This window comes from Enterococcus sp. AZ170, assembly GCF_050545135.1.
Classification (GTDB): domain Bacteria; phylum Bacillota; class Bacilli; order Lactobacillales; family Enterococcaceae; genus Enterococcus_L; species Enterococcus_L ureilyticus.
Genome location: NZ_CP172947.1, coordinates 1,603,386 through 1,627,140 on the forward strand (window position 1 = coordinate 1,603,386; position 23,755 = coordinate 1,627,140).

The window sequence follows — 23,755 nt, forward strand, 5'->3', positions numbered from 1 at the left end:
CTATATTTTCTTCACATGAGCTGCTTGTAACCCACGTGTGCCTTCCATTACTTCAAATTCGACTGCCTGATTTTCTTCTAACGACTTAAAGCCATCTTCTTCAATTGCTGTGAAATGAACAAAGATTTCCTCGTCTTCATTGTAACCAATAAAGCCGTAACCTTTTCTATTATCGAACCACTTGACGAACCCTTTTTCCATTCAAATCACGCTCCTTTATTTTCTAAAGTCTAGCATCATTATAAAGTGAAAAAACGAAGCCGTCAATCTTTTGTAAAAAAGTAATGTTTGTGATAAAACGCTCCATGTGGAAACGTTTAAATTGGTGGCAGCTTAATAAATTTTATTAAATGAGAACAAAAAGTTCGGGAATAGAGAATTTTGATGCTGGTTGATACAGAAATTTATCAAGAAATCGATTTATTACTTATAAAATAAAAGCAACTTCTTTCTTCCAGTCTACGGTTTTTTGTTATATACTTTAAACTAAAGCTCGAGGAGGGATATACATGATGATTCGTTGTACTAGAAATACCGGATTTTATGGAATGGGTAGTCCGATCGAGATTAAAAAAGAGCAGAAAAAATGGTTTTACTTAAGTCAAAATCAAACGAAACAAGTTGAGTTAGATGAAATGAAATGTACCATTCAAGCTCAATTCTCTTTTTTAAAGAGCGCTCCTTTTACAGTTGAAGACAGTGGGCAATTGATTGAGTTAGAAATAACGATGAATCCAACCTTGATAGTTGTTTATGTTATACTCTTTGTGGGGATGTTTATGATTCCTGTGCTACATTTATCGTTGTGGGGTATCTTGTTGCTCATGATCCTTTATTTTATCTTTGTATTTTTTATGCTAAATAAAGCGTATATAATTAAGGAGAAAACTTAATGGGTGAAAGAGCAGAGGCGTTTTTAAGTAGTTTCAATCGTATTGAAAAATGGCTTCGTGAGCAGTTGAATAACTCAACAAATATAGGGTTCAGTGAAATGGTTCGGCGTTTAGCTAGAAAAAGAGAAAGTCAAATTTCGTTGTTCCAAGATGATTTACTCCAAATGGCTCAATTAAGAAATGCAATTGTACATGAACAAATCTCAGCGGATTTTGTTATCGCTGAACCAAATGAATGGGCAGTCAAACGTTTGCAGGAAATTGAAAAAGCGTTGATTAGTCCTGAAAAAGTTCTGCCGCGTTTTTTAAAAAAAGTAACAGGTTTTGATGTCAATATCTCAATTCAAGAGATTTTATCGATTGTGGCCCGCAAACAATATTCGCAATTTCCAATTTATGATAATGGTCAATTTAATGGTTTGATCACCGTTCGTGGTTTAGGGATTTGGCTAGCTGTTGAAAGTTCTAAAGGAGCTATTCAATTAGACGGAAGAAAAGCATCAGAGCTTTTAGTTAGTAATTATAAAGAAAGCAATTATCGATTTGTAGATAAAGAAACAACTGTCTTTCAAGTAGAAGAACTGTTTGCGCATCACATTCGATTAGAAGCAATATTGATTACAAAAGATGGGAATCCAAATGGCAGTTTACTTGGAATTATTCGCCCAAGAGATTTATACAATAATTTAGAGAAGGAATGAAGCATTTGTTAGCAATTTATTTGATTATCAGTGCCGCATTGATTGGGCTCGATCAATGGGTAAAATATTTAACGGTAGCCAATATCCAACTAGGAGACACAAAAGAATTTATTCCTGGGTTTTTATCCTTTACGTATATTCGTAATACAGGTGCAGCTTGGAGTCTTTTAGAAGGGAAAATGTGGTTCTTTTACATTGTGACGGTAATCGTAGTCGCCGTCGTTTTGTACATTCTCGTTAAAAATATTAATGGAAGCAAGTGGTTTACGGTCGGTTTGACTTTAGTCTTAGCAGGAGCGATCGGAAATTTTATCGATCGTGTACGTCTAGGTTTTGTGGTTGACATGTTCCAAACGGAATTTATCAGCTTTCCTATATTCAATGTTGCTGACTCAGCGCTAGTTATTGGCGTAATATGTATTTTTATTTATCTTATTTTAGACGAAAAAGCAGCGAAGGATGGAAAAAATGAAGCAAATTAATGTAAAAATCAAACAAGAAAAAGGACGGATCGACAAAGTTTTAAGTGATCTATTAAAAGAGCATTCCCGTTCGCAAATTCAACAATGGTTAAAAGATGAACACATAACGGTCAATGGTGAAGTGACTCGTTCTAATTATAAAGTCAAGGAGCAAGATGAGATTAGTATCGATGTACCAGAACCTGAAGAATTGAATGTTCTAGCTGAAGATATCCCAATTGAAATCGTTTATGAAGATGATGATGTATTAGTCGTCAATAAACCACAAGGGATGGTCGTACATCCATCAGCTGGACATCAGCATGGCACATTAGTAAATGCATTGCTATACCATATCAAGGACTTATCCTCGATCAATGGTATCATTCGTCCAGGAATCGTTCATCGCATTGACAAGGACACTTCGGGTTTATTAATGGTTGCCAAAAATGATCAAGCACATGTTGCATTAGCAGAACAATTAAAAGATAAAACGTCCCTTAGAAAATATATCGCTTTAGTTCATGGAGAAATTGCACATGATAAAGGTGAAATCAATGCACCGATCGGCCGCTCTAAAAATGATCGAAAGATGCAAGCGGTAATAGAAGGTGGAAAGCCAGCTGTTACGCATTTTGAAGTGTTAGAGCGCTTTGAGGGCTATACATTAGTTCAATTACAATTAGAAACAGGTCGAACGCATCAAATTCGCGTTCATATGAAGTATATTGGCTATCCAGTTGCCGGGGACCCATTATACGGGCCAAGAAAAACCTTAAAAGGCAACGGACAATTTTTACATGCTGAAATGCTAGGATTCAAACACCCGACAACTGGGCAAATGATGGTTTTTGAAGCACCGCTACCCGACCTTTTTGAAAAAACTTTAGATCAATTAAGAAATAATGATTGATTTATTTAAAAAGAAAAGGTAAACTGATTTGAGAAAGAAAATTAAATAAGTAATCCTTTAAGAGTAGTCCCGTGAGGCTAAGAAGGAAACATGCAGAACAATATCTAGGTGCGCTTAGAAAAAATCTGTGTGAAATGAATAGTATCTTTGTATAGATAAATTCAATCCTCCTATCCGAACACGGGTGGGAGGATTTTTGTATGCTTTGAATCACTAAGATTGCTTCATAGAGCAGATGATGAACAAGGCTTGGCGAATGAAGTGAGAGAAGTCACCGTACAAAAGCGCTAACTACTCCATATTAGGAAGAACAAGCACCAACACCAAACGAAAAAGAGTAAGTGTAACGCCTTTACGCTGAAACAAGTCACGCATAAGGTGGCAAGAAAAACTATATTTTCAGGAGGAGACAAAAATGCAAACAAAAGAAGTCGTTGATGCAGTTACTATGAAACGTGCCTTAACCAGAATCACATATGAAATCATCGAAAGAAACAAAGGAGTCCAAGATATCGTATTAGTAGGAATCAAAACGCGAGGGATCTATATTGCACAACGAATTGCTGAGCGGTTGAAACAATTAGAACAAATCGAGGTTCCTGTAGGTGAGCTTGATATCACATTATACCGTGATGATATGGATGGTCAGACAATGAAAGAACGCTCTTTGGAAGAACCAGAATTGCACTCGTCAGACATACCTGTTTCATTAGAAGGAAAAGAGGTTATTTTAATTGATGATGTCCTGTTTACAGGTCGGACGATCCGAGCAGCAATGGATGCAGTCATGGATCTGGGACGACCAAGAAAAATTTCATTAGCAGTCTTAGTAGACAGAGGACATAGGGAACTTCCAATCAGAGCTGACTACGTTGGAAAGAATATTCCAACATCAATGGCTGAAGAAATCATTGTGGAAGTAGAAGAAAAAGACGGAACAGATCGAATTTTGATCGCTAGTATAGAAGAGTAAACAAATAGATTAGTAAAAGATAGGGTAGGTTGAGATGACAGAAAAAGAATTTCGTAATGAAGAAGCAGTTTTAGATATACATGATAGACCGAAGACAATACATTGGATAGGTTTGAGTTTACAGCATTTATTCACCATGTTTGGTGCAACAGTTTTGGTTCCGATTTTAGTAGGAATCGATCCAGGGATTGCCTTAGTAAGTTCTGGATTAGGAACAATCGTCTATCTGTTTGTGACGAAAGGGAAAATTCCTGCATACTTAGGAAGTAGCTTTGCTTTTATAGCTGCCATGCAGATGCTGATGAAAACTGACGGTTATCCAGCAATCGCCCAAGGAGCGATCACAACGGGTCTCGTTTACCTAATTGTATCAATCATCATTAGTAAAATTGGTTCAAGCTGGCTAGATAAAATTTTACCGCCAATCGTCGTTGGCCCCGTGGTTATGGTGATTGGGTTGGGACTCGCATCAAACGCGGCAAATAATGCCATGTTCAATAATGGTGAGTACGATTTTAGCTATATTGCAGTAGCACTTATTACACTAGGCTTAACCATTTTTTATAACATGTTTTTCAAAGGATTCCTCGGTTTGATTCCCATTTTACTAGGGATTGTGAGCGGATATCTAGTGGCTTTGTTATTCGGGATCGTTGATGTCGAACCGATCAAGGCAGCTGCATGGTTTGCCATGCCGAATTTTGAAATTCCATTTGTGCAGTATCAGCCAAAATTACATTTAAATGCTATCACAACGATGGCACCAATTGCCTTCGTTACAATGACAGAACATATCGGGCACTTAATGGTCTTAAATAAGCTGACCAAACGCAACTATTTTCAAGATCCCGGTTTATCCAAAACACTAATGGGCGACGGAGCGGCTCAAATTGTCGCAGGGCTAGTCGGTGGCCCTCCCGTAACTAGTTATGGTGAAAATATCGGAGTTTTAGCCATTACTCGGGTTCACAGCGTCTTTGTGATTGGCGGAGCGGCAGTTTTCGCTGTTGGACTTGGTTTTGTTGGGAAATTAAGCGCCATTATCCTAAGCATCCCTGGTCCAGTGATTTCCGGTATCAGCTTCGTTTTATTCGGAGTGATTGCTGCTAGTGGATTAAAAATCTTGATTGACAATCAAATCAATTTTGATAAGAAAAAGAACTTATTGATCGCTTCTGTAATCTTAGTGATAGGAATCGGGGGATTAGTTTTTAAGCTAGATACGTTTGAATTATCATCAATGGCATTGGCTACAGTTTTAGGAATTATTCTAAATTTAATTTTACCAGAAACAGCACGCAGTGAAGAAAAGTCCATCTAGCAACAGGAATGAATAAGTTGTCTAGTTTCAAGGCTGAATGAGTTCTTTCAGCTTTTAAAATAGGGAGGAATGAACGTATGATCATCACATCTGAACGTATTAGCTTGAAACACCTTTTAACTGTAGAAGCATTAAGTGATCAAGAAGTTATGGGGTTGATCCGACGTGCACAGGAATTTAAACAAGGAGCGACGTGGCAGCCGGAAAAGAAACAGTACTTTGCGACAAACTTATTCTTTGAAAATAGTACACGAACACATAAAAGTTTTGATGTAGCTGAAAAGAAACTTGGGATTGAAGTCATAGAATTTGAAGAGAGTATGAGTTCAGTCAAAAAAGGTGAGACGCTTTATGATACGGTGCTGACAATGTCGGCAATCGGAGTTGATGTGGCGGTTATTCGTCATAGTGAAGAAAATTATTACGATGAATTGATCCAAAGTAAAACGATTCAATGCGCTATTATCAATGGTGGTGATGGCAGTGGGCAACATCCTACACAATGTTTATTGGATTTGATGACTATCTACGAAGAATTTGGACACTTTGAAGGACTCAATATAGCTATCGTTGGCGATATCACCCATTCACGTGTAGCTAAATCGAACATGCAGATGCTAAAGCGACTTGGCGCAAAAATCTTTTTCTCAGGTCCAGAAGAATGGTATGACAAACAATTTGAAGCCTATGGACACTACATGCCACTTGATGAAGTTGTGGAAACTGTTGATGTGATGATGATGCTTCGAGTACAACATGAGCGGCATGACGGTTCAGAAATATTTTCGAAAGAGGAATATCATAAAAATTTTGGGTTAACCATCGAACGAGCAAAACATTTGCAAAAACAAGCAATCATCATGCATCCAGCACCAATTAATCGTGATGTTGAATTAGCAGACTCGCTTGTTGAAGGAATCCAGTCGCGGATCATTCAACAAATGAGTAATGGCGTATATATGAGAATGGCTATTTTAGAAGCAGTACTACAAGGGAAGGCATAGGTGAACAACATGAAAACACTTATCAAAAATGGGAAAATTATCAAAAAAGACAATCAACTGATTACAGCAGAAATATGGATCGAAGATGGCAGAATCAGGGCGATTGGAGAGTCCTTTGACGAGACTACTTTTACCGAAGTTTATGATGCTAAAGGTCAATTGATCACACCAGGCTTAGTTGATGTTCATGTCCATCTAAGAGAACCGGGCTTTACCTATAAAGAAACAATCGCTACTGGTAGTAAATCAGCAGCCAGAGGCGGATATACTACTGTTTGCGCTATGCCTAACTTGAACCCGGTTCCAGATACTGCTGAAAAATTAAAAGAAGTTTATCAAATCATAGAAAAAAATGCAGTAGTGAAAGTGTTGCAATATGCTCCTATTACCGAAGAGTTACGTAGTGAACGATTAACGGATCAAAAAGCATTGAAAGAAGTTGGCGCCTTCGCTTTTACCAATGATGGCGTTGGTGTGCAGACCGCAGGCACGATGCACCTTGCAATGAAAGAAGCAGCAGCACTTGATATGGCAATCGTAGCACATACAGAAGATGAATCGTTATTATTCGGTGGTGTGATGCATGAAGGTGAGGTTTCTAAAAAATTAGGATTACCAGGTATTTTAAGTTCGACTGAAGCATCACAAATCGCACGAGACGTTGTGTTAGCTGGTGAAACAGGCGTTCATTATCATGTTTGTCATGTTTCAACCAAAGAAAGTGTCCGCGTGATCCGTGACGCTAAACGTGCTGGAATTAATGTAACGGCAGAAGTTGCGCCTCATCACTTGATTTTGGTTGACGAAGATATCCCCGAAGACAATGGTTTTTGGAAAATGAATCCGCCGCTAAGAGCTACTTCTGATCGCAATGCACTTATTGAAGGCTTACTTGATGGCACGATCGATTGTATCGCAACAGACCACGCACCACATGGGTTGGAGGAGAAGAATCAAACATTCTTAAAAGCTCCGTTTGGGATTGTTGGTAGTGAAACGGCTTTTCAACTGATTTATACGCACTTTGTCATACCAGGCAAATTTACTCTTGAACAAGTTATCAATTGGATGGCAACAAAACCAGCCGAAATATTTGGCTTAGATGCGGGGACATTAACAATCGGCAGTCCGGCAGATATTGCAGTATTTGATTTGCTAGCAGAAGAGGCAATCGATGATAAAAAATTCGAATCACTAGGGGTCAATACACCTTTTGTTGGCTGGAAAGTCAAAGGGAATACATTAATGACTTTTGTTGATGGACAGTCAGCTTGGTCTAAAGGAGATGCATAAGTTTGAAGCGATTATTGATACTAGAAGACGGTACTGTTTTTGAAGGAAAAGCATTTGGTGCAGATGTTAATGTTGTTGGAGAAGTTGTTTTTACAACTAGTATGACAGGCTATCAAGAAACCATCACTGACCAAAGTTTCAATGGTCAGATCATTACGTTTACTTACCCAATGGTTGGTAATTATGGTATCAATCGCGACGATTATGAATCGATTTCTCCAACTTGTAAAGGAGTTGTAGTCAAAGAGCAGGCTCGCTTGGCTTCTAATTGGCGGGCCCAAATGTCACTAGACGAATTTTTAAAAAGAAAAGGTATTCCGGGAATTGCTGGAATTGATACACGGGCTTTAACAAGAAAACTTCGTTCTGTCGGGACGATGAAAGCGGCATTTGTAGATGCTGATGACGATTTGACTCATGAATTTGATCAGTTGAAGGCGACGGTTTTACCTAAAAATCAAGTCGCACAAGTTTCAACAACCAAACCATATCCTAGTCCTGGAATTGGTCGTAATGTAGTAGTAGTGGACTTTGGCTTAAAACACAGTATTTTAAGGGAATTATCAAAGCGCCATTGCAATTTAACTGTTTTACCCTATAACACAGATGCAGAAACAATTTTAGAACTTTCACCAGATGGTGTCATGCTGACAAATGGGCCTGGGGATCCTAAAGATGTACCAGAAGCAATTGAAATGATTCAAGGAATTCAAGGAAAAGTACCGATTTTTGGTATTTGCCTAGGTCATCAGCTATTTGCCTTAGCAAATGGAGCGGATACGTACAAGATGAAGTTTGGTCATCGAGGGTTAAATCATCCTGTTAGAGAAGTGGCGACAGGTAGAATCGATTTTACTTCACAGAATCATGGCTATGCAGTAGCTGAAGCAACGGTCGATCCTGAGAAATTACTGGTGACACATGTCGAAGTTAATGATGGTTCGGTTGAAGGCGTCAGACATCGTCAGTATCCAGCATTCACTGTTCAGTATCATCCCGATGCTGCACCGGGGCCACATGATGGTCTGCATTTGTTTGATGAATTTATGGAATTAATGGATGCATGGAAGGAGCAAGACTAATGCCAAAAAGAATAGATATCAAAAAAATCATGGTAATTGGTTCCGGTCCAATCATCATTGGACAAGCCGCAGAATTTGACTATGCAGGCACGCAGGCTTGTCTTGCTTTAAGAGAAGAAGGCTATCAAGTTGTGTTAGTCAACTCAAATCCAGCAACGATCATGACTGATAAAGAAATTGCTGATCAAGTATATATCGAACCAATCACATTAGAGTTTGTTTCACGAATTTTACGAAAAGAGCGCCCAGATGCATTATTACCTACCTTAGGTGGCCAAACAGGATTAAACATGGCGATGGAGCTAGCTGCTTCAGGAATTTTGGATGAACTGAATGTAGAATTATTGGGAACAAAATTAAATGCGATCGATCAAGCTGAAGATCGTGATCTATTTAAACAATTAATGAACGATTTAGATCAGCCAATTCCAGAAAGTGACATTGTGAATACTGTTGAGCAAGCTGTCGAATTTGCAAATAAGATCGGCTATCCTATCATTGTTCGTCCAGCTTTCACCTTAGGAGGAACTGGCGGTGGGATGTGTGATAATGAAGAGGAACTAAGAACAATTGCCGAAAACGGCTTAAAATTATCTCCAGTGACTCAATGCTTAATTGAAAGAAGTATAGCTGGTTTCAAAGAAATTGAGTATGAAGTAATGCGTGATTCAGCAGATAATGCAATCGTTGTTTGTAACATGGAAAATTTTGATCCTGTAGGAATTCATACAGGGGATTCGATTGTTTTTGCCCCAAGTCAAACCTTATCAGACCATGAATACCAAATGCTTCGTGATGCATCTTTGAAAATTATTCGGGCATTAAAAATAGAAGGTGGCTGTAACGTCCAATTAGCTCTTGATCCTCATAGCTTCAATTATTATGTCATCGAAGTAAATCCACGTGTTTCTCGTTCATCGGCCTTGGCTAGCAAAGCAACCGGTTATCCTATCGCGAAATTAGCTGCTAAAATCGCAGTTGGTCTGACTTTGGATGAGATGAAAAATCCAGTCACAGAAACGACTTATGCAGAATTTGAGCCAGCCTTAGATTATGTGGTAGCGAAAATCCCGCGCTGGCCTTTTGATAAATTTGAAAAGGGCGAACGTCGCTTAGGAACGCAAATGAAAGCAACAGGAGAAGTCATGGCAATCGGTCGAAATATTGAAGAATCGTTGCTGAAAGCTGTTCGTTCACTTGAAATTGGGGCCTATCATAATGAATTAAAAGAGCTGCAAGATGTTAGCGACGAATTATTGACTGAGAAAATCGTGAAAGCACAAGATGATCGATTGTTCTATTTATCAGAAGCAATTAGACGCAATTACACAATCGAAGAGTTGGCAACACTTACTAAGATCGATTTATTTTTCCTCGATAAACTGCTGCATATTGTTGAATTAGAAACTGCACTACAAGAAAATATCAAGGACCTTGACACGCTGAAAGAAGCCAAGCAAAATGGTTTCACTGATCGAAAAATTGCTGAACTATGGCAGATGACCGAACAAGAAGTTACGGATTATCGCCATGAACAAAAAGTTTTGCCCGTTTATAAAATGGTTGATACTTGCGCCGCAGAATTCGAGTCTCAAACGCCTTATTTTTATGGCACTTACGAATTTGAAAATGAAAGTATTCGTTCTGAAAAGCCTTCAGTATTAGTTCTAGGTTCAGGGCCAATTAGGATTGGCCAAGGTGTGGAATTTGATTATGCAACGGTTCACTCAGTTAAAGCGATTCAAGAAGCAGGGTTTGAAGCCATTATTATGAATAGTAATCCGGAGACCGTCTCAACAGATTTCTCGATTTCTGATAAACTCTATTTTGAACCATTGACTTTAGAAGATGTGATGAATGTCATTGAATTAGAACAACCAACAGGCGTTATCGTACAGTTTGGTGGGCAAACAGCCATAAACTTGGCAGAGCCGCTAGTCAAGCAAGGGGTCAAAATCTTAGGAACGTCCATCGAAGATTTAGATCGGGCGGAAAACCGAGATTTATTTGAACAAGCGTTACAAGAATTAGATATTCCTCAACCTCTGGGAGATACGGCAACTAGTGCAAAAGAAGCAGTAGCTGTGGCAAATAAAATTGGCTATCCTGTCTTGGTTCGACCAAGTTATGTACTTGGTGGGCGTGCGATGGAAATCGTAGAAAACCGAAAGGACCTAGAAGATTATATGCGTAACGCGGTAAAAGCTTCACCAGAGCATCCAGTCTTGGTGGATCGTTATCTTTTAGGAAAAGAATGTGAAGTTGATGCAATTTGTGATGGGCAAACCGTTTTAATACCGGGCATTATGGAACATATTGAACGTGCGGGTGTTCATTCAGGAGATTCAATGGCGGTTTATCCACCACAAAACTTATCAAAAGAGATCCAGAAAACAATTGCTGATTATACAAAAAAATTGGCGATCGGGTTAAATTGTATCGGGATGATGAATATTCAATTCGTGATTCATGAGGAAAAAGTGTACGTAATAGAAGTCAATCCGCGGGCTAGCCGGACAGTTCCATTTTTAAGCAAGATTACAGGAATTCCAATGGCTCAAGTGGCTACTAAAGTAATTCTCGGTCAAAAATTAAAAGATCTAAACTATCAAGATGGCTTGTATCCAGAAAGTCAGCAGGTACACATTAAAGCCCCAGTATTTTCTTTTACAAAACTACAAAAAGTCGATACGTATTTAGGACCTGAAATGAAATCGACAGGTGAAGTGATGGGTTCTGATTATAGTTTAGAAAAGGCCTTGTACAAAGCATTTGAAGCATCTGGTCTTCATTTGCCAAGTTTTGGTGCAGTCTTGTTTACGATTGCAGACGAAACGAAAGCAGAAGCACTGTTTTTGGCGAAACGTTTCAATGCAATCGGCTATAGCCTGATTGCAACACAAGGAACTGCAGAATTTTTGGAAAGCTATGGCTTACAGGTCAAATCCGTTCTTAAAATCAATCAAGGCGGTGAAACAGTTCTTGATCTTATTCGTAGCGGAGAGGCGCAAGTTGTGGTGAATACGATGGATAAAAATAGATCAGATTTAAATCAAGATGGATTTCTGATTCGTCGCGAGGCTGTCGAGCATGGCGTTCCATTGTTTACTTCACTAGACACAGCAGAAGCTATCTTAAAAGTGTTAGAATCACGAGCATTTTCATCAGAGCCGATTTAATTTGAAAAGGTTAAAATGAAATAAAAGTGTTTACTCTGAGAACCAATTCATTACTGTTTGTTACAAGTTTTCGCTTATCTTAGACATTTTTACTACATTAATAACGTTGTAAAGGAGAAACATACATGAAACAAGAAATAATGACGATCATCTCTCAACAACAATTAGCGCCTAGAATTTTTCAAATGACCTTAACAGGTGATTTAGTTAATGAAATGGAAAAGCCAGGGCAATTCATCCATATAAAAGTGCCTAGAGCAGATATGCTTTTAAGACGCCCAATCAGTATCAATCAAATAGATAAGCAAGCAAAAACATGCACCATCATTTATCGTACAGATGGAGATGGGACAAAAGTTTTTTCAGAGTTAGTATCGGGTGATACTTTAGATGTTATGGGACCTTTGGGGAATGGATTTGATGTTGACTGTATAGCAGCTGGTCAAAAAGCATATGTCATCGGCGGCGGAATTGGGATTCCGCCAATGTATGAATTATCAAAGCAACTAAAACAAAAAGGTATCGAAGTCATCCATTTTCTTGGCTATGCTTCTAAAGAAGTTGCTTATTTTCAAGATGAATTCATTGATTTAGGGGAAACACGTTTTGCAACAGATGATGGTTCGTTTGGTGTTGAAGGAAATGTGGGTAACCTTTTATTAGAAGCAATAAAAAAAGAAGAGCCTGACGCTGTTTATGCGTGCGGTGCAAACGGTATGTTAAAAATGGTTGCTCAAGTCTTTTCAGATAATCCAAACGTTTTTCTATCTTTAGAGCAACGCATGGCTTGTGGCATGGGCGTTTGTTACGCTTGTGTTTGTCATGTACCAGATGATGAAACTGGCACTAAAAGTGTTAAAGTGTGTGATGAAGGGCCAATTTTTAGAGCCAGTGAGGTGGTATTATAATGAACAATCCTTTAGCAATCAATATTCCTGGTTTAGCATTGAAAAATCCAATCATCCCTGCTAGTGGCTGTTTTGGTTTTGGTGAAGAATATGCTCAATATTATGATCTAGGTAAGTTAGGATCGATCATGATCAAAGCAACGACTCCTCAAGCCCGCTTTGGTAATGCAACACCACGAGTTGCAGAAACACCTAGTGGAATGCTGAATGCCATTGGACTACAAAATCCAGGATTGGATGTGGTTATGACGACCAAACTCCCAGCTTTAGAAGCATATGATGTACCGATCATTGCCAATGTTGCAGGGGCTTGTGAAGAAGATTATGTTGAAGTTTGCAGTAAAATTGGTGACGCGCCGAATGTCAAAGCCATTGAATTAAATATTTCTTGTCCCAATGTTAAACATGGCGGGATCGCTTTTGGAACGGATCCAGATGTCGCATTTCAGTTGACTCAAGCCGTAAAAAAGGTCTCGACTGTTCCGATTTACGTAAAACTTTCTCCGAATGTGACAGATATTGTTTCAATCGCACAAGCCATAGAAGCTGGTGGAGCAGATGGTTTTTCAATGATCAATACGCTCTTAGGGATGCGGATTGATTTAAAAACACGTCGTCCAATCCTAGCGAATCAAACTGGAGGATTATCAGGTCCTGCGATTAAGCCAGTTGCGATTCGTCTAATTCATCAGGTCTCTCAGATTTCCAACTTGCCGATTATTGGTATGGGTGGTGTTCAAACAGTAGATGATGTTTTAGAAATGTTTATGGCTGGAGCAAGTGCAGTCGCTGTTGGAACGGCCAATTTTACGGATCCTTATATTTGTCCTAAACTAATTGAGGCATTACCAATACGAATGGCGGAACTAGGGATCGAATCATTAGAACAATTGATCAAAGAAGTCAGGGAGGCAAAAAATCAATGAGTCAACGACCAATCATCGCATTAGATTTCCCTTCAAAAGTTGAAGTAGAAAGTTTTTTAGAAAATTTCCCTGTTAAAGAGTCACTTTTTGTTAAAGTAGGGATGGAATTGTTTTATCAAGAAGGACCAGAAATTGTTCGTTGGCTAAAAACATTAGGCCATTCTGTTTTTCTTGATTTAAAGTTGCACGATATACCAAATACTGTTGAAAAGGCAATGATCGGCTTAGCTAAGCTTGGTGTTGATATGACGAATGTTCATGCAGCAGGTGGTGTAAAAATGATGGCTGCGGCCAAAGCAGGTTTGTTAAAGGGAACAAAAGAAGGTGCAGAGGTTCCTCTACTGATTGCTGTTACTCAATTGACTTCAACAAGTGAAACTGAAATGCAACAAGATCAATTGATCAAAGTCTCATTACAAGATAGCGTGATCCATTATGCAAAATGTGCTGAACAAGCAGGATTAGTTGGAGTTGTGTGCTCTGCTTTAGAAGCACAAGATATCCATAGTGCAACGAGTGAAGAATTTATTTGTTTAACGCCGGGCATTCGTCCAAGCGGTAGTGCTGTAGGAGATCAGAAACGCATTGTGACGCCGACAAACGCTAAAAAAATGGGTTCAACTTATATCGTAGTTGGTCGCCCCATCACACAAGCTAAAGCACCCTATAAAGCCTATCAACAGATCAAAAATGAATGGAATGGAGTAAACCAATGACCGAATTAGCAAAAATCATCGCCAAAGATTTATTAGAAATTGAAGCAGTATTTTTAAGTCCAAATGAACCCTTTACTTGGGCGAGCGGAATCAAGAGTCCAATCTATTGTGATAATCGAATAACAATGAGTTATCCTGTTGTCCGTAAAGATATCGCCAAAGGACTTGCTGATAAAATAAAAACAGCATTTCCCGATGTACAAGTGATTGCTGGAACAGCTACAGCAGGAATTCCTCATGCAGCATGGGTAGCAGATATTTTAGATTTACCAATGGTGTATATTCGTAGTAAAGCAAAAGAACATGGCAAAGGCAATCAAATTGAGGGCCGAATTTTCAAAGGTCAAAAAATGGTCATTATTGAGGATTTAATTTCAACTGGTGGCAGTGTATTGGAAGCAGCTGATGCAGCAAAACGTGAAGGTGCCGAAGTCTTAGGCGTTGCTGCGATCTTTACGTATGAATTACCTAAAGGCAAAGAAAATTTTGAAGAACACAAGATGGATCTGCTTACATTGACTAATTATTCAACACTGATTGAGGCAGCTTTAGAATCAAACTACATTGAAGAAAAAGATGTTGTATTATTAAAAAATTGGAAACAAGATCCGCAAAATTGGTTAATAGGATAAATAAGAGAATTCAAGCATGATTTTTGATCATTTTTCAAAGATCATGTTTTTTCATGATTTCACGAATTATCCATGTATGCTATACTTTGATTACCAAAAATGTCAAAAAAGTTTTGAAAATTGACTGTTGATTCTAAATAAGCTACAGTTATTCAAATGATAAAATCAGAAGGTGGGGTTTGATGAGAAATATTCGAAATATGGATGTAGAGTGGGGCTATGAAGGGGAACTTGGCCCAGATCATTGGCACACATTATGTGATTGGTTTTCAACAGGTGCCAAATATCCCTATCAATCACCAATTAATTTATCGAACGACTTAGTCAATGGTCAATCTGCGAATCGTGCAATTGATTTTTGTTATAAAACAGAAGAATTTACAGAAAAAGAATTTAAAAATACGTTTCACTTTGTTCCGCCAAATACAGAAAGTTATGTCATTTTTGAAGAGGAAAAATATTATTTAACAGATATCCATTTCCATACTCCAAGTGAGCATACTTTTGATGGAGAACATTCGCCATTGGAGTTTCATCTGGTTCATATGAATAATTCTGGTGAGAATTTGGTTGTGGGCTGTTTGTTTACAATCACAACACATGACAATAAATTTTCAAAAAAGCGTTCAACGATTGAATGGAACTTAGAAACGCACCAACAATGGTTCGATCCGTCGATATTTTTACCTGAACAAAAAACTCATTTTCATTATTTAGGGTCACTAACAACACCACCAACAAAAGGACCTGTCCATTGGTTTGTTTTCGATACTATCCAAGAAATGGATCGTGATTTTTTTGAACGGATCGATGAAGGGATGCTGAAATTCAATAATCGTCCAGTTCAAGCGCTGAATGGACGCAAAATCTATTTTTCTGAATAAAGTGGAGGAAAACGATGAATATCCAACAAATGAAATATGTTGTGGCTGTTGCAAACAATGGTAGTTTTAGAGAAGCGGCGAAAAAACTCTTTATTACTCAACCCAGTCTGTCAAATGGTATTCGTGAGCTTGAAGAAGAAATCGGTGTCACTTTATTTATCCGCACGAATAAAGGAGCTTCCTTGACTGAAGAAGGGTTGACTTTTTTAGAGCACGCTGAAAAAATCTTGACCCAGATGGAAATGATAGAAAATCGCTATCAAGAAGTAACGAAGAGCGAACGTTTTTCAATTTCTTCTCAACATTATGATTTTTTAGGAGAAGTAATGGGAAAAGTGATCCAACAATTCAAAGATCAATATAAAAATTTTCGTGTGTTCGAAACAACAACGCTGAAAGTTATCGAAGATGTGAAAAGTTATCATAGTGAGCTTGGAATTATTTATTTAAACAATCAAAATCAATCGGGCATTGAGCGGTATTTAGAACAAGCAAATTTAACGTATGATGTTGTTGGAAGTTTTAAAACACATATTTTTCTTGGTAGAAACCATCCCCTGGCGAAACAAACTAAAATCGAATTAGAACAATTATGTTGTTATCCTCAAGTTCGTTTTACGCAAGAAGGGAGTAATTTTGCTTATTTTTCAGAAGATCTCATTGAAAATCAAGAACAAGAAACGGTGATTTATACAAATGATCGCGGTACCCTGATGAATTTACTGGTGGAAACCGATGCGTATGCTTCAGGTTCAGGTGTTGTCACTGGTTTTACCAAAAAAGAAATTCGTTTAGTTCCACTAGCTGAAAGTCCAAACAATAAAATCTGTGTTTTATCTCAAAAAAATAGAACAATCAGTACGATTGGACAATACTTTATTAAAGAGTTGAAGCAATTATTTTAAACTCTGTTGTGGATTTATTTTGTATTGTATGTTCACTTGTAATGATTTATAATCGATTTAATTGGCTTTATGAGCCGATTTTATTTTGTAGGAGTAAAGGGGAGTTACAAATGAAAAGAAAACAACTAGAAAAAGCTGTCATTGTTTTGGGATTAGGGGTTCTTTTAACCGGTTGTGGTACAGTCGCAAAAGAGAGCCAAGAAGTGAAGCACTCTGAAAAAATTGAAAAGAAAAAAGACCCAATCAAAGCAAAAGACGATTCTTCGACTAAAACAACGGTAGAAGCATCTGAAGAAGTGATTGAAACTGAAAACGGAACATTTTCCGTTCAGCTACCTGATGGATGGGAAGAAATTGAACCAACCGATTTAAACGATGAAGCTGACATAGGTCTTGAAAATGAAGAGAAATCTCTTTATTTGGCAGTTTTAAGTGAATCCGAAGAAGATTATGATGGATTTGACGGATATAAAGAAGCCATTGAGTTTTCTTTAGATGTTGTAGAAGAAACGGAAAAACCAATCGATCTTAATGGCTGGAAAGGTACACGTCGTTTCATAACGGCTAAAGTTGACGGAATGAAGGCCTACTATGTCTATGATGTCGTTGCGTCAGATGCTGGTCACTACGCTCAAAGAATGGCTTGGACAATGAATAGTAAGAAAGATAAGTATGGAAAAGAATTAGAATCTGTGTTGGATTCTATTAAAGATGTCACAAAATAATAGACCCTAAAAAATCATCCTGGATTAGGGTGATTTTTTTATGGTCTAAATACTGGTAAGCATCCAACAATTTATCATTTATCATTATTTTGTAAATAATTAACGAGTAATTGCTGGACTTTTTCCATTTCTTCTTGTGTTCCAATAGATACTCTTAAATAATTTTTCAAACGGTCAATAGTAGAGAAATAACGAACAAAAACGTCTTGGCTCTCCAGATAGTGGTAAAGCTCTGTTATTACTATGTCTGGATGAGTTAAAAGTATAAAATTCGTTTGTGAAGATAACGCCTGAAATCCTAGATTACTAATGCTCGTTGTGAACCAGTTTCGAGTTTCACAAATCTTATTCGTTATTTTTGTATAGTATGTATCATCCTCAAGCGCTGCCACAGCTAAACATTCAGCTAACATATCAACAGAATAGGGATTAAAAGATGATTTTATACTTTCGACAACTTGGATATAGATGGGGTTGCCAATTGCATAGCCCACACGCAATCCTGCTAAAGAACTGGACTTAGATAAGGTTCGAACGATTACTAAGTTTGGATAGTTATCAAGCAACGAAACTGCGGATTCAGTTGCAAAATCAATATAGGCCTCATCAATAATTACGATGACATCTGGATTCATTTCCAATAATTGTTTTATTTCGGCAATTGGCTTGAATAGCCCTGTTGGCGCATTTGGATTCGCAATAATGATGCCGCCATTTGTTTGTGTATAGTCCTTTAAATCAATAGCAAATTGTTCATTCAAAGGCAACTCTCTATAAGGAATGTGGAACAAATCAGCCCAAACTTTGTAAAAACCATAGGTGATATCAGGAAATAAAAGTGGGTCTGAACTGTTAAAAAAAGCAAGAAAACAGAAAGCCAAGACTTCATCAGACCCATTACCAATGATAAAATGCTTTGGCGATAACCCATGTTTAGTTGCTAAAGCGGCTTTTACATCCGGATTATTGATAGAGCTATATCGTTTTAATTGTTCAGTATCAAAATTATTTAAGGCAGCCTTCACTTTTGGTGAGGGCGGGTAAGGGTTCTCATTTGTATTTAATTTGATCATATCTGAGTAATTGGGCTGCTCTCCAGGAACATAGGGGGTGATTTTTCTAATACCTTTCATTTAGCTGGCTCCCTTCGTTTCTTATAACTATAAAGAAGACTAAAACGTTTAGCAAGTATAATCTGTGAATTTGAAAAGAAAATAGTGTTTTTTGAAATACAAATTTCATTTTCGCTTGAATTATGCTATTATAAATCCATTAATAAATTTAGGATGACTATACTAGCGCTTTGATCTCAGCAGTTTGAACGTTGGATCAGCAGTTAAGAGGAGAGGGTTACATGGATTTAACAAAAAGATTTAATAAACAAGTAGACAAGATCGCTGTTTCAATGATTCGTCAATTTGATGAACAAGTATCGGATATTAGAGGAATCATAAAATTGACATTGGGAGAACCGGATTTTAATACGCCTGACCATGTAAAAACGGCAGCTCATGATGCCATTAAAAATAATTTTTCCCATTATTCTGGTATGGCAGGGTTAACGGATGTACGTGAAGCCGCCACTTTTTTTATCAAAGAAAAATACAATTTATCCTACAAACCAACATCAGAAGTTTTAGTGACAGTTGGAGCAACTGAGGCTATTTCAGCAAGCCTATTATCTATTTTAGAGCCTGGAGATAAAGTCTTATTACCCGCTCCGATCTATCCAGGATATGAACCTGTCATTACTCTGGCGCAAGCAGAACCGATATATATTGATACCACCTCAAACCAGTTTGTGTTGACTCCTGAAATGATTGAAGCCGCAATGGTAGAGCACGGTAACCAAGTGAAAGCCATTATTTTAAACTATCCAAGTAATCCAACAGGTGTTACCTATGATCGACAAGAAGTGAAGGCCATTGCAGATGTTCTGAAAAATTATCCGATTTTTGTGATCAGTGATGAAATATATAGTGAGTTGACCTATGATGAGCAACATGTATCAATTGCTGAATTTATTCCAGATCAAACAATTTTGATCAATGGTCTATCAAAATCTCATGCAATGACTGGCTGGAGAATCGGCTTTATTTTTGGTCCTGAGCAGTTGATTACTGAAATCATTAAAGTGCATCAATACTTAGTTACAGCAGCATCCACCATTTCACAAAAAGCAGCTGTTCGAGCCTTAATAGAGGGGATGGATGATGCAGCTGTTATGAAAAAAGAATACCGTAAACGGCGAGATTTTGTGTATGAACAAATGACATCTTTTGGTTTTGAAGTAGCTCGACCTAATGGTGCTTTTTATATTTTTGCTAAGATTCCCAAAGGTTACGAACAAGATTCGATGAAATTTTGTGTAGATTTAGCCCAAAAGCAAGCCATTGCGATTATTCCAGGTGTTGCTTTTGGTAAAGAGGCTGAAGGCTATGTCCGAATCAGCTATGCAGCTGATTTTGATACATTAAGAGAAGCGATGGATAGAATTGGGAACTATATGATCAGCGCACTAGATTAAACACATAAAAAAGTAGTATGAAACTAGATTTTAGTTTTGTGCTACTTTTTTAGTACACAAAAGCTTTACATTCCTTTACTCATTATTTACAGAACGTTGAAGTAGACTTAACATCCAATTGCTAAACTAAGCTTGTAACTAATTGAAAAGGACGTGTAGGAATGAAGAAACGTTTATTATCGGCAGTAGTTTTAAGTGTAGGACTTTTAATCGCAGGTTGTGGCAATCAAGGTGCCGCAACTGGTGAGAGTAATAATAAATTGAAAGATAGCGCGAGTAATAACAGCGAACCTGTTAAAATCGTGGCGGTTGGGTCTACTGCATTACAACCTTTAGTCGATGCGGCAAAAGATCAATTTGTTGTGGAGCACCCCAACTATACGATATCTGTCCAAGGTGGAGGCAGCGGCACTGGACTTTCTCAAGTTAGCGATGGAGCTGTTACCATTGGAAATTCAGATGTTTTTGCAGAAGAAAAATCTGGCGTCGATGCGTCTAAGCTTGTTGATCATCGTGTTGCTGTCGTAGGTATGGGACCAGTTGTTAATAAAGAAGTAGGGGTAAATAATATCAGTAAACAAGAGCTGATCGCTATTTTTACTGGAAAAACAAAAAATTGGAAAGAGCTTGGTGGTAAAGATCAAGAAATTGCAGTAATTAATCGTCCAAGCGGAAGTGGGACAAGAGCAACATTTGAAAAGTGGGGCTTGGATGGAGCTAGTGCTGTACAATCACAAGAGCAAGATTCATCAGGAACTGTTCGCCAAATCGTCGCACAAACACCAGGTGCCATCAGCTACCTCGCTTTTTCTTATATGGACGATTCTACCACAGCGTTAAGTATAGATGATGTAAAACCAACAGAAGAGAATGTTGCAGACAACTCTTGGAAAATTTGGTCATATGAACATATGTACACCAAAGGGCAGCCTGATGATAATGTCAAAGCCTTCTTAGATTATATGCTGTCAGATGAGGTACAAGATGGTGTTGTCAAAGAGTTAGGTTACTTACCGATGACAGGGATGAAAGTTGAAAGAGATGTCTCTGGAGCGATTACAACGAAATAGATTTTCTCAAACAAAAAAGGCTGAATGTGAAAAACATTCGCCTTTTTTTTTACGTTGTTTTGGGTAAGTTTACGGTAAAAGTTGAACCTAACCCTAAATGACTAACTATTGTTACGGTGCCTCCTAGTAGTTCAGTATAATTATGAACGATCGATAAACCTAAACCTGTACCGCCAGAATGTCGGCTTCTTGCTTTATCGACTCGATAAAACCGTTCAAAAATCCGTTCTTGATCTTTTGTACTAATCCCAATTCCGCTATCTTTCACCATAAAAAAGAATTGTTCTTTATAGCCAAAATCAATTGTAATCGTTCCACCAGTTTTAGAGTACTGAATCGCATTTTCAATCAAATTTTTAACAATAGGGTAAAAGAGTTCATATTTTGTTGTATATGTGAGAGTATCTGCTCCTAAAATGGTTATTTTCAAATTCTTCTCTTTAATTGTTTTACGATAGGAGCTCAGAATTTCTTGCGTGAAAGAAAATAACATCACTTGCTGATCATCATAGGTTATATTTTTTCCATCTCGTGAAAGCTGTAAAATTTCTTGAATCAATTGTTGCAGACGCAAAGCATCTTTTTGCATGATTTCTAAAAACTGTGTCAGTGTTTCAGGATCTTCTTTGGCACCATCTAATAAAGTTTCTGTAAAACCTAGAAGAGAAGTAACGGGCGTTTTTAATTCATGAGAAACATTGCTTACAAAATCTTTTTGCATTTTTTCTAATTGCCGAACACGAGTTAAATCATAGGCAATCCCTAAGACTTGATAGTCGTTGCCATCTTCTTCGATGAAGCGTAAAGACATATCTAGAATCGTTTCATTTAATAAGTTCGTTAGTTTGATTTCTTGATGGACTGTGTTTTTTTCTGTCATAACATGATGGATCAAATGAATGAGTGCAGGTTCTTTGATTACATCAAAATAATCTTTGCCAGCATCACTCTTATCAAGCATCAAGATATCGGTCATTTTAGGATTGATCAATTGTAATTTTCCGTCAATATCAATAATAAATACACCAATCATCAATTCATCCAGCAACGCATGGAATTGTTCATCGGTTGAGGTATATGCTAAATACGTTTGGCTCATTTGCTGACTCAAAAGATTAACCGTTTGATAGAGTTCGTTCCACTCTGGAGAATCTTGGATGATAGAACGAGCTTCATCAGGATACTTCACGATTTTTTTTAATACTGGTAAAACTGTAACGAGAGGTTCGTTTTTTTGATGCAGTAATAAAAAAACAAATGCAGTAATAATCAAAAATAAAATACCTAAGGTAAATAAAATGTAGCGGCGAAATGACTGAATACTATTAGAAAATTGTGTTGTTTCCTCTGCCACACGAATAATACCGATAAGCTTGCCATTTTCCTGAACAGGCAATGCTAGATAAAGCAATTCTTCTTTTAACGTTGCACTTTTTCTTAAAGCAGAACCAAAATCAGCACCAGAAAGAATCGCCTTGATTTCAGGTCGATTACGGCGTGATTCATGGAGTGCAGACGGTACACTATCATAAAAAATTTCTCCTGCCGCATTCATCAACGTCAGTCGCTCATTTTGATCAACGGAGTAATGATCAATGAGTTTTTTTTCTTGTGAAGAAAAATCTTGTTTCAAAAATAAATTGGGAGACAGCTGATCAATTAACAACATTCCCTTTTTTTGTAAATATTCTTCCTGTTGAGAAAGTAATTCTTGCTTAAAAAAATGATTGGTTAAAAAGACACTTCCGATAAATAAGGCCAACATCATGATTCCAACAAACAAATATTCAATTCGTTGTCTTTTTTTCATTTTTTAGGCTCCTGAAAACGATAACCAAAACCTCTAACGGTGATCAAATAGGCAGGGCGTTTTGGATCAATTTCAATTTTATCTCTTAGATGGCTGACATGTACATCAACAATCCGACTTTGGCCAGCAAAATCATAATTCCAAATTCGGTCTAATAAAGTATTACGGTCAATCACACGATCTTTACGTTTGATAAAGTAGACCAGTAACTCAAATTCTTTTGGGGTCAATTCGATTTTTTGACCACGAACAATCACTTCATAATTTTGTTCATCCACAACAATCTCGCCTAATGTTAAAGGCGCTTTTACCATTTCGTTAAACTCTTCTGTTTTTGTCGAAGTTGGTGTTAAGCGTCTAAAAATAGCTTTCATTCTCGCTAAAACTTCTCTAGGACTAAATGGTTTTGTTAAATAATCATCCGCTCCTATTTCTAACCCGATAATCTTGTCAACTTGATCATCTTTAGCAGTCAGGATCAAAATCGGTGTATCGATTTTTTCTCGTCGTAATGATTTTGTGATTTCTAAACCATCCATATTGGGCAGCATAACATCTAAAATAATGAAATCAAATTTGTTGGATAAGGCCAGTTCATAGCCGACAGCACCATCAAAGGCGGTCATCACTTCATAGCCGTCTTTTTCTAAATTAAAGGTTAACAACGTTACAATCGACGGTTCATCATCGACAACTAATACTTTTTTCATTGATTGGCTCCTTTAGATATGAAATGAATACAACGTCATTTTATCACAAATCCTTCGGTATCAAAAACTTTATGGAATGTTTCTAAAACTACTTTCAAAGCAAAAGAAATGGTATAATAATG

Annotated in this window: 23 protein-coding genes; 19 read left to right on the forward strand and 4 right to left on the reverse strand. The window is 37.5% G+C overall.

The window, feature by feature from the left end:
- Positions 1–201 carry a cold-shock protein gene (locus IGJ55_RS07745; protein ID WP_025869040.1) on the reverse strand — a complete coding sequence of 67 codons (201 nt, stop codon included), beginning with the start codon at positions 199–201 and terminating at the stop codon, positions 1–3.
- Between the two features lie 308 nt (positions 202–509).
- On the opposite strand from IGJ55_RS07745, the gene IGJ55_RS07750 reads away from it, so the two are divergent.
- The 17 genes from IGJ55_RS07750 to IGJ55_RS07830 all read left to right on the forward strand — a co-directional run bounded on the left by IGJ55_RS07750 (position 510) and on the right by IGJ55_RS07830 (position 17,516).
- The gene (locus tag IGJ55_RS07750; RefSeq protein WP_069641288.1) at positions 510–893 is read left to right on the forward strand and encodes a hypothetical protein; all 384 of its coding nucleotides are present in this window, start codon (positions 510–512) and stop codon (positions 891–893) included.
- Positions 893–1,594: a CBS domain-containing protein gene (locus tag IGJ55_RS07755; RefSeq protein ID WP_069641289.1), complete on the forward strand. Its 702-nt coding sequence runs from the start codon at positions 893–895 to the stop codon at positions 1,592–1,594. Before IGJ55_RS07750 ends, IGJ55_RS07755 begins: the two co-directional genes overlap by 1 nt.
- Positions 1,595–1,599: 5 nt before the next feature.
- Entirely contained in the window at positions 1,600–2,076 is a 477-nt protein-coding gene (gene lspA, locus IGJ55_RS07760; protein WP_069641428.1) for a signal peptidase II, read from the forward strand.
- Positions 2,063–2,968, forward strand: coding sequence for an RluA family pseudouridine synthase (locus tag IGJ55_RS07765; protein WP_069641290.1), 906 nt, complete (start codon positions 2,063–2,065; stop codon positions 2,966–2,968). Before lspA ends, IGJ55_RS07765 begins: the two co-directional genes overlap by 14 nt.
- A gap of 415 nt (positions 2,969–3,383) precedes the next feature.
- Positions 3,384–3,941: a bifunctional pyr operon transcriptional regulator/uracil phosphoribosyltransferase PyrR gene (gene pyrR, locus IGJ55_RS07770; RefSeq protein WP_069641292.1), complete on the forward strand. Its 558-nt coding sequence runs from the start codon at positions 3,384–3,386 to the stop codon at positions 3,939–3,941.
- 34 nt (positions 3,942–3,975) lie between these two features.
- Positions 3,976–5,262 carry a solute carrier family 23 protein gene (locus IGJ55_RS07775; RefSeq protein ID WP_069641293.1) on the forward strand — a complete coding sequence of 429 codons (1,287 nt, stop codon included), beginning with the start codon at positions 3,976–3,978 and terminating at the stop codon, positions 5,260–5,262.
- A gap of 77 nt (positions 5,263–5,339) precedes the next feature.
- A complete protein-coding gene (locus IGJ55_RS07780) occupies positions 5,340–6,266 on the forward strand; it encodes an aspartate carbamoyltransferase catalytic subunit (protein WP_069641294.1) in 927 nt (308 codons plus the stop codon).
- 9 nt (positions 6,267–6,275) lie between these two features.
- Positions 6,276–7,559 (forward strand): dihydroorotase, encoded by a 1,284-nt coding sequence (locus IGJ55_RS07785; protein WP_430608140.1) that lies wholly within the window; start codon positions 6,276–6,278, stop codon positions 7,557–7,559.
- A gap of 2 nt (positions 7,560–7,561) precedes the next feature.
- A complete protein-coding gene (locus IGJ55_RS07790) occupies positions 7,562–8,641 on the forward strand; it encodes a carbamoyl phosphate synthase small subunit (RefSeq protein WP_429949898.1) in 1,080 nt (359 codons plus the stop codon).
- Complete coding sequence (carB, locus tag IGJ55_RS07795) at positions 8,641–11,820, forward strand: carbamoyl-phosphate synthase large subunit (RefSeq protein ID WP_430607998.1); 3,180 nt, start codon at positions 8,641–8,643, stop codon at positions 11,818–11,820. The genes IGJ55_RS07790 and carB overlap by 1 nt, the downstream gene beginning before the upstream one ends.
- Before the next feature lie 125 nt (positions 11,821–11,945).
- Positions 11,946–12,728: a dihydroorotate dehydrogenase electron transfer subunit gene (locus IGJ55_RS07800; RefSeq protein ID WP_430607999.1), complete on the forward strand. Its 783-nt coding sequence runs from the start codon at positions 11,946–11,948 to the stop codon at positions 12,726–12,728.
- Positions 12,728–13,654 carry a dihydroorotate dehydrogenase gene (locus tag IGJ55_RS07805; protein ID WP_430608001.1) on the forward strand — a complete coding sequence of 309 codons (927 nt, stop codon included), beginning with the start codon at positions 12,728–12,730 and terminating at the stop codon, positions 13,652–13,654. Before IGJ55_RS07800 ends, IGJ55_RS07805 begins: the two co-directional genes overlap by 1 nt.
- Positions 13,651–14,370, forward strand: a complete 720-nt coding sequence (gene pyrF, locus IGJ55_RS07810) for an orotidine-5'-phosphate decarboxylase (protein WP_207121635.1) — start codon at positions 13,651–13,653, stop codon at positions 14,368–14,370. Before IGJ55_RS07805 ends, pyrF begins: the two co-directional genes overlap by 4 nt.
- Positions 14,367–15,002 carry an orotate phosphoribosyltransferase gene (pyrE, locus tag IGJ55_RS07815; protein WP_069641301.1) on the forward strand — a complete coding sequence of 212 codons (636 nt, stop codon included), beginning with the start codon at positions 14,367–14,369 and terminating at the stop codon, positions 15,000–15,002. Before pyrF ends, pyrE begins: the two co-directional genes overlap by 4 nt.
- Positions 15,003–15,184: 182 nt before the next feature.
- Positions 15,185–15,886, forward strand: a complete 702-nt coding sequence (locus IGJ55_RS07820; protein ID WP_069641302.1) for a carbonic anhydrase family protein — start codon at positions 15,185–15,187, stop codon at positions 15,884–15,886.
- A gap of 14 nt (positions 15,887–15,900) precedes the next feature.
- On the forward strand, positions 15,901–16,791 hold the full coding sequence (locus tag IGJ55_RS07825) for a LysR family transcriptional regulator (RefSeq protein ID WP_069641303.1): 891 nt from the start codon (positions 15,901–15,903) through the stop codon (positions 16,789–16,791).
- A gap of 110 nt (positions 16,792–16,901) precedes the next feature.
- A complete protein-coding gene (locus IGJ55_RS07830; protein ID WP_069641304.1) occupies positions 16,902–17,516 on the forward strand; it encodes a hypothetical protein in 615 nt (204 codons plus the stop codon).
- A gap of 74 nt (positions 17,517–17,590) precedes the next feature.
- Here IGJ55_RS07830 and hisC read toward each other — a convergent pair whose 3' ends face one another.
- Positions 17,591–18,649, reverse strand: coding sequence for a histidinol-phosphate transaminase (hisC, locus tag IGJ55_RS07835; RefSeq protein WP_430608005.1), 1,059 nt, complete (start codon positions 18,647–18,649; stop codon positions 17,591–17,593).
- A 221-nt stretch (positions 18,650–18,870) separates the two neighbouring features.
- On the opposite strand from hisC, the gene IGJ55_RS07840 reads away from it, so the two are divergent.
- Together IGJ55_RS07840 and IGJ55_RS07845 are read left to right on the forward strand one after the other, a co-directional pair.
- Positions 18,871–20,043, forward strand: a complete 1,173-nt coding sequence (locus tag IGJ55_RS07840) for a pyridoxal phosphate-dependent aminotransferase (protein WP_207121630.1) — start codon at positions 18,871–18,873, stop codon at positions 20,041–20,043.
- Between the two features lie 161 nt (positions 20,044–20,204).
- Positions 20,205–21,113, forward strand: coding sequence for a phosphate ABC transporter substrate-binding protein PstS family protein (locus IGJ55_RS07845; protein ID WP_069641307.1), 909 nt, complete (start codon positions 20,205–20,207; stop codon positions 21,111–21,113).
- A gap of 49 nt (positions 21,114–21,162) precedes the next feature.
- Here the strand turns inward: IGJ55_RS07845 and IGJ55_RS07850 are convergent, their stop codons facing one another.
- Both IGJ55_RS07850 and IGJ55_RS07855 read right to left on the reverse strand, forming a co-directional pair.
- Positions 21,163–22,923, reverse strand: coding sequence for an ATP-binding protein (locus IGJ55_RS07850; RefSeq protein ID WP_430608007.1), 1,761 nt, complete (start codon positions 22,921–22,923; stop codon positions 21,163–21,165).
- Complete coding sequence (locus IGJ55_RS07855; RefSeq protein WP_430608009.1) at positions 22,920–23,633, reverse strand: response regulator transcription factor; 714 nt, start codon at positions 23,631–23,633, stop codon at positions 22,920–22,922. The genes IGJ55_RS07850 and IGJ55_RS07855 overlap by 4 nt, the downstream gene beginning before the upstream one ends.
- Positions 23,634–23,755: the final 122 nt, after the last annotated feature.

What these genes read in the sequence shown, in the direction of transcription:
- IGJ55_RS07825 (WP_069641303.1), top strand. Translation starts at nt 15,901, where the DNA reads ATGAATATCCAACAAATGAAATATGTTGTGGCTGTTGCAAACAATGGT.
- pyrF (WP_207121635.1), top strand. Translation starts at nt 13,651, where the DNA reads ATGAGTCAACGACCAATCATCGCATTAGATTTCCCTTCAAAAGTTGAA.
- pyrE (WP_069641301.1), top strand. Translation starts at nt 14,367, where the DNA reads ATGACCGAATTAGCAAAAATCATCGCCAAAGATTTATTAGAAATTGAA.
- IGJ55_RS07850 (WP_430608007.1), bottom strand. Translation starts at nt 22,923, where the DNA reads ATGAAAAAAAGACAACGAATTGAATATTTGTTTGTTGGAATCATGATG.
- IGJ55_RS07800 (WP_430607999.1), top strand. Translation starts at nt 11,946, where the DNA reads ATGAAACAAGAAATAATGACGATCATCTCTCAACAACAATTAGCGCCT.
- IGJ55_RS07780 (WP_069641294.1), top strand. Translation starts at nt 5,340, where the DNA reads ATGATCATCACATCTGAACGTATTAGCTTGAAACACCTTTTAACTGTA.
- IGJ55_RS07820 (WP_069641302.1), top strand. Translation starts at nt 15,185, where the DNA reads ATGAGAAATATTCGAAATATGGATGTAGAGTGGGGCTATGAAGGGGAA.
- IGJ55_RS07805 (WP_430608001.1), top strand. Translation starts at nt 12,728, where the DNA reads ATGAACAATCCTTTAGCAATCAATATTCCTGGTTTAGCATTGAAAAAT.
- IGJ55_RS07855 (WP_430608009.1), bottom strand. Translation starts at nt 23,633, where the DNA reads ATGAAAAAAGTATTAGTTGTCGATGATGAACCGTCGATTGTAACGTTG.
- carB (WP_430607998.1), top strand. Translation starts at nt 8,641, where the DNA reads ATGCCAAAAAGAATAGATATCAAAAAAATCATGGTAATTGGTTCCGGT.
- IGJ55_RS07755 (WP_069641289.1), top strand. Translation starts at nt 893, where the DNA reads ATGGGTGAAAGAGCAGAGGCGTTTTTAAGTAGTTTCAATCGTATTGAA.
- IGJ55_RS07785 (WP_430608140.1), top strand. Translation starts at nt 6,276, where the DNA reads ATGAAAACACTTATCAAAAATGGGAAAATTATCAAAAAAGACAATCAA.
- hisC (WP_430608005.1), bottom strand. Translation starts at nt 18,649, where the DNA reads ATGAAAGGTATTAGAAAAATCACCCCCTATGTTCCTGGAGAGCAGCCC.
- IGJ55_RS07775 (WP_069641293.1), top strand. Translation starts at nt 3,976, where the DNA reads ATGACAGAAAAAGAATTTCGTAATGAAGAAGCAGTTTTAGATATACAT.
- IGJ55_RS07745 (WP_025869040.1), bottom strand. Translation starts at nt 201, where the DNA reads ATGGAAAAAGGGTTCGTCAAGTGGTTCGATAATAGAAAAGGTTACGGC.
- pyrR (WP_069641292.1), top strand. Translation starts at nt 3,384, where the DNA reads ATGCAAACAAAAGAAGTCGTTGATGCAGTTACTATGAAACGTGCCTTA.
- IGJ55_RS07830 (WP_069641304.1), top strand. Translation starts at nt 16,902, where the DNA reads ATGAAAAGAAAACAACTAGAAAAAGCTGTCATTGTTTTGGGATTAGGG.
- IGJ55_RS07765 (WP_069641290.1), top strand. Translation starts at nt 2,063, where the DNA reads ATGAAGCAAATTAATGTAAAAATCAAACAAGAAAAAGGACGGATCGAC.
- IGJ55_RS07840 (WP_207121630.1), top strand. Translation starts at nt 18,871, where the DNA reads ATGGATTTAACAAAAAGATTTAATAAACAAGTAGACAAGATCGCTGTT.
- IGJ55_RS07750 (WP_069641288.1), top strand. Translation starts at nt 510, where the DNA reads ATGATGATTCGTTGTACTAGAAATACCGGATTTTATGGAATGGGTAGT.
- IGJ55_RS07845 (WP_069641307.1), top strand. Translation starts at nt 20,205, where the DNA reads ATGAAGAAACGTTTATTATCGGCAGTAGTTTTAAGTGTAGGACTTTTA.